At 64.3% G+C, this 13,303-nt stretch carries 13 protein-coding genes and 1 riboswitch; of the genes, 2 read left to right on the top strand and 11 right to left on the bottom strand.

The features are described from left to right. From IAE39_RS20430 to IAE39_RS20415, 4 genes are all read right to left on the bottom strand, one after another. Positions 1–369, bottom strand: a 369-nt coding sequence (locus IAE39_RS20430) for a DUF2946 family protein (protein WP_201205897.1), incomplete at its 3' end; no start/stop codon positions are given. Between the two features lie 188 nt (positions 370–557). Further along, positions 558–1,334 (bottom strand): ParA family protein, encoded by a 777-nt coding sequence (locus IAE39_RS20425; protein WP_201205895.1) that lies wholly within the window; start codon positions 1,332–1,334, stop codon positions 558–560. A 209-nt stretch (positions 1,335–1,543) separates the two neighbouring features. Further along, positions 1,544–3,115 (bottom strand): sensor domain-containing diguanylate cyclase, encoded by a 1,572-nt coding sequence (locus tag IAE39_RS20420; RefSeq protein WP_201205893.1) that lies wholly within the window; start codon positions 3,113–3,115, stop codon positions 1,544–1,546. A 59-nt stretch (positions 3,116–3,174) separates the two neighbouring features. Next, positions 3,175–3,654, bottom strand: coding sequence for a hypothetical protein (locus tag IAE39_RS20415; protein WP_201205891.1), 480 nt, complete (start codon positions 3,652–3,654; stop codon positions 3,175–3,177). A 131-nt stretch (positions 3,655–3,785) separates the two neighbouring features. Between IAE39_RS20415 and IAE39_RS20410 the strand changes: the two genes are divergently transcribed. Beyond that, on the top strand, positions 3,786–4,283 hold the full coding sequence (locus IAE39_RS20410; RefSeq protein WP_201205889.1) for a GNAT family N-acetyltransferase: 498 nt from the start codon (positions 3,786–3,788) through the stop codon (positions 4,281–4,283). 131 nt (positions 4,284–4,414) lie between these two features. Further along, on the top strand, positions 4,415–4,729 hold the full coding sequence (locus IAE39_RS20405; protein ID WP_236548723.1) for a hypothetical protein: 315 nt from the start codon (positions 4,415–4,417) through the stop codon (positions 4,727–4,729). A gap of 144 nt (positions 4,730–4,873) precedes the next feature. On the opposite strand, the gene IAE39_RS20400 is transcribed toward IAE39_RS20405, so the two are convergent. The 7 genes from IAE39_RS20400 to IAE39_RS20370 form a co-directional block, all read right to left on the bottom strand. Beyond that, the gene (locus tag IAE39_RS20400; protein ID WP_201205885.1) at positions 4,874–6,211 is read right to left on the bottom strand and encodes an OprD family porin; all 1,338 of its coding nucleotides are present in this window, start codon (positions 6,209–6,211) and stop codon (positions 4,874–4,876) included. Beyond that, positions 6,208–6,642, bottom strand: coding sequence for a pseudoazurin (locus tag IAE39_RS20395; RefSeq protein WP_201205882.1), 435 nt, complete (start codon positions 6,640–6,642; stop codon positions 6,208–6,210). The genes IAE39_RS20400 and IAE39_RS20395 overlap by 4 nt, the downstream gene beginning before the upstream one ends. A gap of 17 nt (positions 6,643–6,659) precedes the next feature. Beyond that, complete coding sequence (locus IAE39_RS20390) at positions 6,660–7,448, bottom strand: ABC transporter ATP-binding protein (protein WP_201205880.1); 789 nt, start codon at positions 7,446–7,448, stop codon at positions 6,660–6,662. After that, a complete protein-coding gene (locus IAE39_RS20385) occupies positions 7,445–8,461 on the bottom strand; it encodes a FecCD family ABC transporter permease (protein ID WP_201205899.1) in 1,017 nt (338 codons plus the stop codon). Before IAE39_RS20385 ends, IAE39_RS20390 begins: the two co-directional genes overlap by 4 nt. Beyond that, positions 8,461–9,471 carry an ABC transporter substrate-binding protein gene (locus tag IAE39_RS20380; protein WP_201205878.1) on the bottom strand — a complete coding sequence of 337 codons (1,011 nt, stop codon included), beginning with the start codon at positions 9,469–9,471 and terminating at the stop codon, positions 8,461–8,463. Before IAE39_RS20380 ends, IAE39_RS20385 begins: the two co-directional genes overlap by 1 nt. Positions 9,472–9,582: 111 nt before the next feature. Next, a riboswitch (cobalamin riboswitch) is annotated at positions 9,583–9,781 on the bottom strand. A 27-nt stretch (positions 9,782–9,808) separates the two neighbouring features. After that, the gene (locus IAE39_RS20375; RefSeq protein WP_201205876.1) at positions 9,809–10,975 is read right to left on the bottom strand and encodes a DUF1624 domain-containing protein; all 1,167 of its coding nucleotides are present in this window, start codon (positions 10,973–10,975) and stop codon (positions 9,809–9,811) included. A gap of 192 nt (positions 10,976–11,167) precedes the next feature. Then, positions 11,168–13,294: a TonB-dependent receptor gene (locus IAE39_RS20370; RefSeq protein ID WP_201205874.1), complete on the bottom strand. Its 2,127-nt coding sequence runs from the start codon at positions 13,292–13,294 to the stop codon at positions 11,168–11,170. Positions 13,295–13,303 lie beyond the last annotated feature (9 nt).

The following is a 13,303-nucleotide window of genomic DNA, read 5'->3' as shown; positions in this document are numbered from 1 at the left end:
GGCGCGGGGGTTGAGGGCGGGGCGTTGATAGCGTGGTGGCGGTTGTGCCCAGCTGCGCACGACGATGGGCGAGGTGGCCACAGCTTGCGCCGGGGTATATGACCAGCCACCGCTGCTGAGCGGCACGGCCAGGCCGAACGAAGAACACACCGGGCAGTCGAGCTGGGCCATGTGCTGGTCGCCACCGGCCCCGTCGAGGTCGATGGCAACGCCGTGCTCGCTGTTGACCGAGCAGAAGCCACCTTCCAGGCCGGCCAGGCGCAGGCCGCCCATCTGACCGTGGTGCAGGCCACACAGCAACAGGCTGAACAGGACGCTGGCATAGAGCATCCAGGCTGTCAGCGTGCGAGTGTGCCGGGTGGTTTTCATGGCGGTGAATCTACCATTCGGATGAACGGTCGGGTAGCGCTTTGGCTTCAGAATTTTGGGGGCTGCTGCGCAGCCCATCGCGACACAAGGCCGCTCCTACAGGGGGTCGCGACAATTTGCCGCTGACGCGATCCGTTGTAGGAGCGGCCTTGTGTCGCGATCGGGGTGCAAAGCGCCCCCAAGCCCTATCAGGCCGCCCGCTCCAGCACATCCAGCAACCCGACAAACTCCATCGCCAGCTTGTGCCGCGGCGCCAGGTGTACCAGCGGCACCGAGGCCTGGTGCGACTCACGCATCTTGATCGAACTGCTCAGGTACACCGGCAGCACCGGCAGGCCTTCACTGCGCAACTGCTCGACCAGGATCTGGTGCAAGGCGGTGCGACCGGCGAACTGGTTGACCACCACGCCCTCCACTTGCAGCGCCGGGTTGTGGTCCTGGCGCAGCTCTTCGACCTCGGCCATGACACTGTGCAGCGCCTGGCGCGAGAAGCTGTCGCAGTCGAACGGGATCAGCAGGCGCTCGGCCGCTACCAGGGCGCTGAAGGTGTAGAAATTGAGCGCCGGCGGGGTGTCGATGTAGATCCGTTCATAGTCCTCGCCCAGCTCCACCAGCAGCTTGCGCAGCTTGTTGATCTTGAACTTGCTCTCCAGCTTGCTCTGCAAGTCGCTGAGGTCGGGGCTGGCGGTGATCAGGTGCAGGTTGCTGTAGCGGGTTTCGGTGATTGCCACGCGGTGCTTCTTGCCGGCAGCGGTGACGGGCGACAGGGTCTGGCGGAAGAAGTCGGCAATGCCGGCAGGAATGGCGTCATTGACCAGGCCGGTGAGGTAGTAGGTGGCATTGGCCTGCGGGTCGAGGTCGACCAGCAAGGTCCGGTAGCCTTCGGCGGCACTGGCTGCGGCAAGGTTGCAGGCGATGCTGGATTTGCCGACGCCACCTTTCTGATTGAAAACCACTCGACGCATGAGACGCTCATCCATGAAATGAAAATGTCAGGTTGGGGTCAATCCTATGACTGAAACACTGCAGTTTTATGACAATGTTTGTTACAACCTGCACTTTCATCTTTGCCTGTACCGGCCTATTCGCGGGTAAACCCGCTCCTACGGGGCAACGCGGTCAATGTAGGAGCGGGTTCACCCGCGAAAGGGCCGGTACAGCAGAAACACCACACTCAGGCAATCACCACCCGATTACGCCCCGCCTGCTTGGCCCGGTAAAGCGCCCGGTCAGCCTCACTCAATACCTCCCCAGGCTCGCTCCCAACCTCACCGTCCCAGCGCGCCACCCCCAGTGAAACCGTCACCGCCCCAACAGGCTCCACCGGCGTATCCTGCACCGTCACCCGCAGCCGCTCTGCCACCACGGCCGCCACCTCCAGGCTGGCCCCCGGCAGCAGCATCAGGAACTCTTCGCCCCCGGTGCGGCACAGCAGGTCACCTTCGCGGCAACAACGGCGCATCAGCTCTGCCAGCCGGCGCAGCACCTGGTCGCCCACCTCGTGCCCGTGGTTGTCATTGACCCGTTTGAAATGGTCGATATCCAGCACAATGGCCGAAAATGCCCGGCCTTCGGCTGCCAGTAGCGACAGGCTGAACTCCAGGCTGCGGCGGTTGCCCAGGCCGGTCAACGGGTCGGTCTGGGCATCACGGTTGAGCCGGCCGATGCGCTCCTGCAGCAAATTCAGGCCAAACAACAAAGCGCGCTTGAGTTCTGCCGCCTCGAAGTACCAGGCCCGCACCCGGTGCAGGCGCTCGGCGGTGCCGACCCGGTCCATCGAGCGGGCGCCGGCGGCCAGTTGCCAGAGTGGCCGGGCGATGGTCATGGCCAGCCACCAGAGCAGCAGGCAACCGACTAGTGCCAACGGGACAGAGGTGCCCACCACATTCAGGATCAGCGGGCTCAATGGCATGATCGTCTGCGCCAACGGCTGCTGTGCCACGATGCCCCAGCCGGCACTGGGGACGGTGGCGTAACCGGCGAGTACTTCCACGCCCTGGCTGTTGGTCAGTTGTCGGGTGCCGCTGGTCAGCGTCGCCAGCTGGTCAATCAGCGCGTTGCCCTCTACCACCGTGCCCACCCGCTGGCTGTCGGGGTGGTACAGCAGACGGCGGTTGCGATCGACCACATACAGGTACGAGCCGTCCTGGTGGAAGTGTTCGCCCAGCAGGCTGTTGAGGATGTTGCGTTCACGCAGGTACAGGCTACCGCCGACATACCCCAGGTAGCGGCCGTTGGTGTCGAAAATGGGCTGTGACAGTGCCACCACCAGATTTTTGGCTGCCGACAGGTAGGGTGTGGAAACCAGCGGGCGTTGTTCGCGCAGCGCCTCCTGAGCACCTGGCGTTTGCATGCGGGTGCCGACCAGGTGGCGTAGCGGGGCGGGGGATATCGCCAGCAGCACGCCGTTGGCATCGACCACGAACGTGGAGTTGAAGGCCATGCTCTGGCCAAGCACGCGGTCGGTCTCCACCTGCAGTGCAGCGGCGTCGCTCTGTTGCCGGCCCTGTACGCTGGCACTGTACGTCAGTTGCTGCAAGGCATTGGCGATGAAGGTTTCGGTGATGCTGGCCAGCTTGGTCGCATACACCCGGTTGGCTTCCAGGGCGTGGTCGATCAGCAACTGGCGCTGTACCCGGTAACTGGCGAAATAGCTGGCGCACAGCATGACCACGGCGGTAAGGGCGCAGAGCACCAGAATGAGTGTACGTAGATCCAGGCGCAATCCGTGCTTGGCGTGTGGCAATCCTGACCTCGGGTGATAAAAGAGGGCTACGAAATGGGGAAGACCTTGTCGGCCACGTTTCAAGAACCTGCCTTGTCCAGCGCGTTCAGTTCGTCTTCCACCTGCTGCATGCGCTGCTCGACCAGGGCTTGCACCTTCACATCGCGGGCGGTCTCGCGCATCAGGGCAGTAAGCTTTTCGCTCAGGCGCTTGCCGTCCTCGGTGTCTTCCAGGGCGCGGGCCTTGGCCGGGTCCTGGGTGGCGGCGACGATGCTGGCGAATTCGGCATCATTGAAGTTCTTTTCGCTGTACAGGCGGAACAGGTCCTGGCGCTGGTCCTCGACCGTAAGGTGCTTGCGCAGCACATCCTGGATGGTGGCTTGCGACAGCCGCGGGTGCGTGCGGCCGAGCAGCTCGGCCATGCGTTCGATGTTGTGCGTGTAGGCATCCTGCAGCGGCAGCTGGGCGAGGATCTGTTCTTCACGGGAGGGTTTCTGGTCGCAGGCGGCAAGGGCAACAGTCATCAACAGCGGCAACAGCAACTTCTGGAAGCGAGGCATGGCGTGGCCTGGTCGGGCAGTGAAGAGTGCCGATTATACCGATGTCTGCCAGGCCGCGACGAGCCCTGTGATTTGCCTTGAGCGGCCTGCTGCGGTAGAACCTTGGCCTCCCAACCCTTGCCAAGTGCCTGATGCCGAACTGGACCCTGCAACCTGTACCGCGCGATGCCATTGCCGAAGTGCTGGCGTTTGTCGATAGCGCCCGCCGCGCGCTGTTCCCCATGCTCGCCAACGCGCCGTTGCCGCGTGACCTGGCGCAGTTCGCCGAAACCTACCTGGAGGGCGAGGGCTGCTTCCTGGAGGCCCGCGATGACGGGCGATTGGTCGCGGTGATCGGTTACCTGCCCTATGACCACCGTTTTGCCCAACTGGATTATCACGCAGAGCAGGTGGTCGAAGTGGTGCGCCTGTTCGTGCTGCCGGCCTACCGCAGGCACGGCCTGGCTGCCGCGTTGTTCAGTGCATTGCGCGAGCGTGCGGTACAGGCGGGCATTGGCTGCCTGTACCTGCATACGCACCCGTTTCTGCCGGGCGCGATTGCGTTCTGGGAGCGGCAAGGGTTCGCTGTCGTGGATGTGGAGCAAGACCCGGTCTGGCAAACCACGCACATGCAGCTGCGCCTGGGCTGAATTGTGGGAAAGCGCCTACAACGGTGCTTTACGCGTGATCTACACGTTCATTTCCATGGCGCTAAGCCTTGCTTAACTTCCTCTGTGCACGATTATTTCATGGCATCAGCGGGAGTTTCACGATGGCATACATGGCCCTTTACAGGCTCAAACTGCTGGACGAGTTCGACGACCGCACAGACGTGTGGACCTATGAAGACTTCGAGCGCCGGTTGATGGCCTTGTGGTGTGGGGCGAAGCGGCATCATGCCAAGGGCCTCATCAAGGCGGCGCACAAGGAAAGGCTTTGGCCAAGGGCGGTGAAGCGCTACTTGCTGACGCATTACCGGGCTTTTGGCCATGTCAGTGCGGAGCTGGAGCGCGCGTTTGCCGAGGTGGTGGCGGCGATGAGTGTGCAAGAGCGTGTGGAATGGGGGTTGTTACCTGCGGGAAGCTCGGTTGCCTGACCAGGGGCCGCTGTGCGGCCCTTTCGCGACGCAAGGCCGCTCCTACAGGGGATCGCGTCAAACCGAACTGTGCGCGATCCCTGTAGGAGCGGCCTTGCGTCGCGATGGGCTGCAAAGCAGCCCCAACCCAGGCAACGCGGTCTATCAGAACCCACCCGATATCGGCCATTCCACCGCCAGCCGAATCTGGTCCCCATCCAGCTCCGCCTGCGCCGTATTCCCCCGGTGTACGTTATGCCGCAGCGAGAACGTGGTGCCCTTGGCCTTGCCGCTCTGCACCACATAACGTGCCTCCAGGTCGCGCTCCCAATGCTTGCCACCCTTGCCATAGCCCAGGTACGCATACCCGCCATTGGGGTCGACATGGGTGCCATCGATATCGAACCCGCGCACGTACAACGCCGTCAGATTCAATCCGGGCAGGCCATAGGCCCCCATGTTCAGGTCATAACGCGCCTGCCAGGACTTTTCGTTCGGCGCGTTGAAGTCCGACATCTGCACCGCGTTGGCAATGAAGATCGCGCCCCGCGTTACGTAGTCGAATGGCGTGTTGCCGTCCACCTGCTGCCAGCCCAGGCTGAAGCCGTGCGGCCCCTGGTCATAGCGCGCGACCAGGCTCCAGGTAGTGTTGTCGATACGCCCGGACAGCGCCTTGCCGGTGTCGGTGGTGCGGTACAGGTTGAGGTCCAGGCTGACGCTGCGGCGGTCATCCAGCGCATGGCTGAGGGTGCTGCCCAGGTAATGCTGGTTCCAGCTGTCCTCATAGCGCGACGTGTACAGGCTGGCGCTGAGTGCAGCGCTTGGGTTCCACACTGCGCCGGCCAGGTCGAAGCTGTTGCCCTGGCGGCCATTGGAGTAGTTCACCACAAAGCCCTGATCATGGCTTGAGGCGTTGCGGTCAGTGCTTTCGTTGAAATGCCCGGCTACCAGCTTGAGCGTGTCGAATTCGTTGCTGGTGAGGAAGAAGCCGGTGGCGGTCTCCGGCAGCAGGCGGCTGTCGGAGGAGCTGAACACCGGGGTCTTGACCCGTTGCTCGCCGTAGGACAGCACGGTATTGGACAGGCGCAGCTTTATTGCCGCGCCGCCACGGCTGTACTCATTCTTCGGATGCCCGTCGTTGTCGACCCCGAGCAAACGTGCCTTGCCCGCGCGGCCACCGCCGCTGTCGAGTTGTACACCCAGGTAGGCGTGGGCATCGACGCCGACCCCTATCAGCCCTTGGGTGAAGCCGGACTGGAAGGTGCCCATCAAGCCATAGGCCCATTCCTCGGCCTTGCCATTGCGTTCGTTGCGCGGCTTGTAGGCGTTGCGCGCAGCGCTGTTACGCCCGCCGTGCTTGTAGTCGCGCTGGTCGAACACGCTGCGGTTGAGAATGCTCCAGCGGCTGTCTTCGACAAAGCCGTTGCTTTGCGACTGGGCCGAGTCGGCCTGGGCGAAAGGCGCCAGCCCCAGCAGGGGCAGCGTCAACCAGAGGCGGCTCACTGGCCTGCCTCAAGTTTCTGCAGTTGCGCTGCAAACCGGGTTTTTGCCCGCGCCGGCAAGCTGGCGGGCAGTTCGGCAGCCGTTGCGTCACCCACCTGGATCACCATCACCATGCCCATCGCCAGGTGTGGAATGCACTGGATGCCATACACGCCCGGTACGTTGAAGGTTTGCTCGAACGGTTGGTTCAGCTTGCTCTTGAACGGTTCGGCCCCGGCGGGCAGCAGGCCCGCCACGCTGGCGGCGTTGTGCCCGCTCTGGGTCGGCAGGAAGCGTACGCTGTCGCCGGGGGCAATGTGCAGGTGGTCCGGTTCGTAGACCATGGCGCCGTCGCTGCCGCGGTTGAGCATTTTTACTTCATGCACTTCAGCCAGCGCGGCAGGGGCAAGCAGGGTGCTGGCAAGCAGCAGGGCGACAGGGCGCAACAGCATGGGCAGAACTTCCTGGTTCAGGGGGCGCGAAAGCGCAGGATGCGCGCGCCGTCGAAAGGGTCGATGAGGTAGTGGGCGTGAACGCCAAAGGTGCTTAGCAGGCGTTCGGGGGTAAGCACTTCGAACGGTGTGCCAAGGGCGACCAGGCGGCCTTTGTCGAGTACCGCGACACGGTCGCAAGTCAGCGCCTGGTTGAGGTCGTGCAGGGCCACCAGGGTGGTTACCGGCAGGGCCTGCACCTGTTGCAGCAGGCTCAGCTGGTGCTGGATGTCCAGGTGGTTGGTCGGCTCGTCCAGCAGCAGCACTTGCGGCCGCTGGGCCAGGGCGCGGGCGATGTGCACACGCTGGCGCTCACCACCGGACAGCGAGCCCCACAGGCGGGTGCGCAGGTGCAAGGCATCGAGGTCGGCCAGCGCCTGCTCGACGATGGCACGGTCTTCGCGGGAGAACGGTGCCAGCGCCGACAGCCACGGCGTGCGCCCCAAGGCAACCGCGTCGAACACGCTGATGGCATCGAGGGTGTCGGCCTGTTGCTCAACCAGCGCCAGGGCCTGGGCAACACGGCGCCGGGGCATCTGGGCCAGTGGCTCGCCCATCAGCTGCACACTGCCGCTGGCCGGCTTGCGCAGGCCGGCCAGCAACTTCAGCAGCGACGATTTGCCTGAGCCGTTGGGGCCGACGATGCCCAGGGTTTCGCCGGCAACCACGTTGAGGTCGATACCGTTGAGCACTTGATTGCCGGCCAGTTGCAGGCCCAGGCCGTGGCAGCTCAGTGGCGTAATACCTACAGCGGTCATGACCGTCATGGGCGCCCCCGGCGGCTGACCAGGATCAGCGCGAACACCGGTGCACCGATCAGGGCAGTGACCACACCCACCGGGATCACCTGGCCGCTGATCAACGTGCGCGAAAGGATATCGGCGGCAATCAGGAACAACGCGCCGCCCAGCGCACTGGCGGGCAGCAGGCGGCTGTGCCCGGGGCCAAGCAGCAGGCGCAGGGCATGAGGGATGACCAGCCCGACAAAACCGATGGCGCCAACGATGGACACCATCACCGCCGTCACCAGCGCCGCACAGCTGATCAGCAACAATTGGGTGCGCCTTACCGGAATACCCAGCGAGGCTGCCGAATCGGCGCCGAAGGTGAACGCATCCAGTGCGCGGCGATGCCACAGGCACACCAGCAAACCGAACAGCGCCACCGGCACAGCCAGCCACACCGAAGGCCAGCGCACGCCGCTGAGGTTGCCCAGCAGCCAGAACAGGATGCCGCGTGCCTGCTCGGCGGTGGCCGACTTGGTGATCAGGAAGGCCGTGAGGGCGTTGAACAGTTGCGAGCCGGCGATCCCGGCGAGGATCACTTGGGCGTTGTTGCTGCTGGGGCCAGCGGCGCGGGCCAGCACCAGCACCAGCGCGAAGGCGGCCAGGGCGCCGATGAAGGCCCCGGCGGACATGCTCAAGGCCAGGCTGCCAAGCCCCAGCAGGCCGACCAGTACGGCCCCGGTCGAGGCACCGGCAGACAGCCCCAGCAGGTAGGGTTCGGCCAAGGGGTTGCGCAACAGCGCCTGCAGGATCACCCCGCAGGTGGCCAGGCCAGCACCGCAAGCCGCCGCGACCAGGCTACGGGTCAGGCGGTAGTTCCAGACGATGCCGGCGTCGATCGGGTCGACCGGGTAGCCGGCCTGCCACAAGTGGTTGGCCAGTACCTGGCCGACCACGCTGGGCGGCAGGTTGGTTTCGCCGATGGCAGTGCCGGCCAGCAGGGCGACCAGCAAGGCCGCCACGGCAACTGCGATGCAGGGTAACAGGCGCGTTATCACTGGGTTGCTTTACCGCTGGCGAAGGCTGTGGACAAGGTCTGCAGCCCGGTGAACAGGCGGATACCGGCCTGCATGGCATCGGCATCGAGGATGATGATGCGGTCGTGTTTTACCGCGTCCATGTTGCGCGTGACCGGGTCGCTGCGCAGGAATTCCAGCTTTTTCTGGTAGTCGTCGGCAGGGAAGCGGCGGCGGTCCATGCGGGCGATGATCAGCCAGGTCGGGTTGGCCTTGGCCAGGGTTTCCCAGCCTACGGTTGGCCATTCTTCGCTGGACTCGACCACGTTACGCACGCCGAGGGTGCGCAGCATGAAGTCGGCGACACCCTGGCGGCCCGCCACATACGGGTCGATGTCGAGGTCGGCGCTGGAAAACCAGAACAGCGCCGAAGTGGACGACAGGTCCTTGCCGGCCAGTTGCGCCCTGGCGTTGTCCAGGCGGCCTTTAAGCTCGGCGTTCAGCGCCGACCCGCGCGCCTGCACGTCGAAGATTTCCGCCAGCTGGCTGACGCTCTTGTAGATGCTGTCTACCTGAAACGCCTGCAGGCGGGTGCCGTCGGCGCCGATCAGGTTGTCCTTGCCTTCGCAGTCCGAGGGCAGCAGGTAGGTGGGGATCTTCAGCTCATCGAACTGCTCACGGGTGCCGACTACGCCCTGTGCGCCGACCATCCATTCGAACTGCACCGCTACCAGCTGCGGGCGTTTGCCGACCACCGCCTCGAAGCTGGGGTCGTTGTCGGCCAGGCGCGGCACCTTGGCGTTCACCGCCTGGTACTCGGGCAGCACGTTGTTGAACCACAGCGAGGTACCCGCCAGCTTGTCGCCCAGGCCCAGCGCATAGAGCATTTCGGTACCAGCCTGGCCGATGGTGACCGCGCGCTGCGGCGCTTGGGCGAAGGTCTGCGGTTTGCCGCAGTTGTCGACCGTCAGCGGATAATGGGTGGCGGCAGCCTGGGCCAGGCCGGTGAGGCCTAGGCCGGCGAGCAGGGTGGCGAAACGGGGCAGCATGCTGGGCGATCTCCTATCGGACAGTTCACGGAATGAACGCACGGACAGGCATCGCCGAGCCCCCGCTGGCGGCAGGGGCAACACTGATGGCCAATCCCGGACACCCCGCCGGTTGGTGAATGTAGGCCGGCAGGTCTCCTGACTGGTGCGTCACGGCCCGGCTCCGGCCTTCCCGGGGTGTTATACCCAGTGGCATTGATGGAGCAGGCTCGGCACCTACAGTTGCGGGGGCAGTTCCGATTGGCTCGAAAGGACGAGCCCGGGATTCCCTATTAATTCCGTGGTGGAAACCGGCGGCCCGCATGGTAGACCATCGCGCCGCCGGTTAAAACGCTTTTCAGAAGTACTTCAGCCAGCGGATGTCGCGACGGCGCTGTTTCAGCCGGGCAAACCAGCGCACCGGCAGGTACAGCGAAACCGCCAGCAGCACGGCGCCCAGCCACACCCCGACTATGCCGTCGAAGCCGAAGTAGTCACCGTGGTTGAGGCCGAACAGTGCCACGCTGGCCAGGTACAGCAGCTTCAGCACATACAGGTGCAGCAGGTAGAAGAACATCGGTGCCGCACCGAATACCGCCAGGGCACTGATCCAGCGCGCCTGGCCGGCGCGTTCGAAGGCGCGCAGCAACAGCAGGCCGCAACCCAGGGTCAGGGCCAGGAACAGCAGCGACGGCGGGTATTTGGTGATGTTGAAGAAGCTCATCAGGGTTTGCGTGAAGGTGGGGTAGCCGCTCCACGGTGCTTCGCCATAACCGTTGAACATACGCAGTACGACAAAGCCCAGCAGTGCGAGCAAACCGACCAGCAACAGGCGGTGCTGACGTTGCCCGGCCTCGCTGCCACGGGCGAACCAAGGGCCCAGGCCATAGCCCAGGGCGATGACGCCGATCCACGGCAGCACCGGGTACGAGGTGCGCAGGCGCAGGCTGTCGGAGAATTCCAGCCAACCGCGGTCATGCAGGATCGCCCATGGCACATGCAGGGCCGATTCCACACCAAAGTGCAGGCTGTCGAGCAGGTTGTGGCCAGCGATGATGACCGCACCCAGCGCCAGCAGCGCGGCGCGTGGCAGCCATACCAGCAGCGACAGGGCAATCATGCTGACACCGATGGCCCAGATGACCTGCAGGTAGATCACGCTGGGCGGCAGCTGGAAGGTCCAGGCGAAGTTGACCAGGGTGAACTCCAGCACTACCAGGAACAGCCCGCGCTTGAACAGAAACGCCGAGACATCACCACGGCCTTGGTATTTCTCGCCGTACAGCCAGGCCGAAAGACCGGTCAGCAGGACGAACACCGGCGCACACAGGTGGGCCAGGGTGCGGCTGACGAACAGCGACGGCTCGGTGGTGTCGATGGCCATCGGGTCGCCGACCTGGCGGTGCAGGAAGAAGGTCTCGCGGACGTGGTCCAGGAGCATGAACAGGATCACCAGGCCGCGCAGGGCATCGATGCTCTGCAGGCGCTGGGTAAGCAGGGTAGGGGTGGCGCTGGCGCTTGTCATGGAGGGTCGCTGATGGGAATTGATGTCAAGTGAAACGTTATCTTATAACTAATTGATTAGGGGTTGGTAGTGGTTTTTGTGTGGCCTGTGCCGGCCTCTTCGCGGGTGAACCCGCTCCCACAGTCACAAAGCCAACGCCATACCCGTGGGAGCGGGTTCACCCGCGAAGAGGCCGGCACAGGCCAGCTCAGATCAGAAGCTGTAATCCACCGTCGCAAAATACGACCGCGGCATCCCCATCAGCCACTGCTGCCCGCTGAACGCCGACTGCACATACTCGCGATCAAACAGGTTGTTCAACTGCAAGCCCAGCTTCACATCCGGCAGCACCTGCCAGGCGATATTGGCATCGACCACGGTATAACCGGGTGCGCTCTGGGTATTGGCGGTGTCGGCATAGCGTTCATCCACATAGCGCGCACCAATGCCGGCCTCCACCTGCTGGCCGAAGCCTTTGCTCAGCCACAGGTTGGCCGTACGCCGCGGCACGTTGGTTGGCCGATTGCCGGCGCGGTCCTGCGCCACACCACCAACCACCTCGTCAAAGTCGTCATACCTGGCGCGTACCAGCGAGGCGTTGGCCGACACCTGCCACTGGTGCGCCAGCGCCAGTTCCAGGGTGGCTTCCAGGCCATCGGATGTCTGCTGGCCGGCCTGTTGAGCTTCGTGCGTGATCGGGTCGTCCACCAGCAGTTTCTTCTTGACGATGTGGTAGGCCGCCAGGGTCCATTCGCCACGGCCGTCCCAGAAGCGTTGCTTGAGGCCCACTTCGGTCTGCTTCGCTTCGGTCAGGTCATAGTGCATCTGGCTCGGGCTGAGGCTGATCAGGTTGTTGACCCCGTCTTCGCTGGTGGAGTACTGGCCATACAGCGACAGGTCGTCACTGAGCGCGTACACCAGCCCGACGCGCCAGTTGCCACCTTGTAGGCTGCGGTCGCTGCGGCTGTCGTTGGTCAGGTTGTCGCGGTCGATGTGGTTCTGGTCGCGGCGCACGCCGGTCACCAGCGACAGGCGATCGCTCAGCTGCAGGCGGTTTTCGGCGAACAGGGCAAAGGTGTGGGTGGTGGACAGGGTTTGCGGGCGCAGTGGCGAGGCACTGTGGAACCAGCCCGGTTGCGGTTGCCACGGGTCGATGTAATCGCCGCCGACATCGTTGTACGGGGCGTTGCTGTCGACGTTGAAGCGCACCTTGTTGTATTCGGCGCCGAGCACGGTCTTGCTGGCCAGGCCGAACAACGCGTGATCGAAGGTGAACGTCTGGCGGTCGCCGAACTGCTCCTGGTTGTGCTTGATCTCCAGGTAGCTGCCGCGCTGCAACTGCTGGCGCTCGGCGTCCCAGTCGTAGTTCTCGGCATTGCGCCAGTGGCGGCGGCTCTTGATGTAGTACAGCTGGTTGCTGGCGCTGACATGGTCGTTCAAGGTCCAGTCGGTGGTCAGCCGGGTCCACTCATCGTCGTAGCGCTGCACGTCGTTCTGCACGTTGTAGTTTTTCTTGCGCAGGCTGCTGCGGTAGTGGCCGTCGATCAGCGGGGTGCCGTAGTAGTTGGCAGGTTGTGCCTCACCGCGGTCATGGGCAAGGGTGAAACTGAGGTCTTCACTGGCGTCGAAACGCAGTGCCGCGCTCAGGGCCAGGCTGCGTGACGTGGTGCGGTCGACCCAGCCATTGCCGGCCTGCTGGTTCAGGGTCAGGCGATAGCTCAGGCGCTCACTGAGGCTGCCGCCGCTGTCCAGGCCCAGTTGCTGGCGGTCCCACGAACCGTATCCCAGGCGCAGGTGGTTGCGCACGTCGCCGGCAAACGGCTTTTTCGGAATCACGTTGACCACTGCACCGGTGGCGCCTTCGCCGTACAGCACCGATGCCGGGCCGCGAATCACGTCGATACGCTCGACCATCCACGGGTCGACCGGGAAGGTCTGGGTGCCGGCACCGGTGAACAGGCGGGCGCCGTCGAACAGGGTCATGACCGAGCTGTGTCCGGCAAAGCCGCGGGCAGACAGGCCGGTGCCGCCGTCGCCCGGGGAGCCGACGAAGGTGATGCCGGGCGAGCGGGTTACGGCATCTTGCACGGTGAGGTTGTTGCGTTGCTGGATCTGCTCGGCACTGATGCTGCTGGTGCTGGCTGGTGTTTCCAGGGCACTCAGACCAAGGCGCGAGCCGACCTGGGTAGGTGTGGCCAGGTCGATGGCGCGGCTGTCGAGGCTGCCGGTGATGGCCGTAGAAGGCAAGGCCAGGGGCTGCGGCTCACGGTCGTCGGCCAGGGCTGGCAGGGCGACGGCCAGGCAGGCCGCCAAGGGGTGAAGCTTGAACATACGGGACATGTCGTTCCA

Source organism: Pseudomonas sp. S37 (assembly GCF_016658545.1).
GTDB lineage: Bacteria > Pseudomonadota > Gammaproteobacteria > Pseudomonadales > Pseudomonadaceae > Aquipseudomonas.
The sequence above is the reverse complement of the archived record's forward strand: the minus strand, read 5'-3'. Positions and strand labels throughout refer to the sequence as shown.

What these genes read in the sequence shown, in the direction of transcription:
- IAE39_RS20370 (WP_201205874.1), bottom strand. Translation starts at nt 13,294, where the DNA reads ATGTCCCGTATGTTCAAGCTTCACCCCTTGGCGGCCTGCCTGGCCGTC.
- IAE39_RS20405 (WP_236548723.1), top strand. Translation starts at nt 4,415, where the DNA reads ATGGCCCTTTACAGGCTCAAACTGCTGGACGAGTTCGACGACCGCACA.
- IAE39_RS20415 (WP_201205891.1), bottom strand. Translation starts at nt 3,654, where the DNA reads ATGCCTCGCTTCCAGAAGTTGCTGTTGCCGCTGTTGATGACTGTTGCC.
- IAE39_RS20395 (WP_201205882.1), bottom strand. Translation starts at nt 6,642, where the DNA reads ATGCTGTTGCGCCCTGTCGCCCTGCTGCTTGCCAGCACCCTGCTTGCC.
- IAE39_RS20390 (WP_201205880.1), bottom strand. Translation starts at nt 7,448, where the DNA reads ATGACGGTCATGACCGCTGTAGGTATTACGCCACTGAGCTGCCACGGC.
- IAE39_RS20425 (WP_201205895.1), bottom strand. Translation starts at nt 1,334, where the DNA reads ATGCGTCGAGTGGTTTTCAATCAGAAAGGTGGCGTCGGCAAATCCAGC.
- IAE39_RS20375 (WP_201205876.1), bottom strand. Translation starts at nt 10,975, where the DNA reads ATGACAAGCGCCAGCGCCACCCCTACCCTGCTTACCCAGCGCCTGCAG.
- IAE39_RS20410 (WP_201205889.1), top strand. Translation starts at nt 3,786, where the DNA reads ATGCCGAACTGGACCCTGCAACCTGTACCGCGCGATGCCATTGCCGAA.
- IAE39_RS20380 (WP_201205878.1), bottom strand. Translation starts at nt 9,471, where the DNA reads ATGCTGCCCCGTTTCGCCACCCTGCTCGCCGGCCTAGGCCTCACCGGC.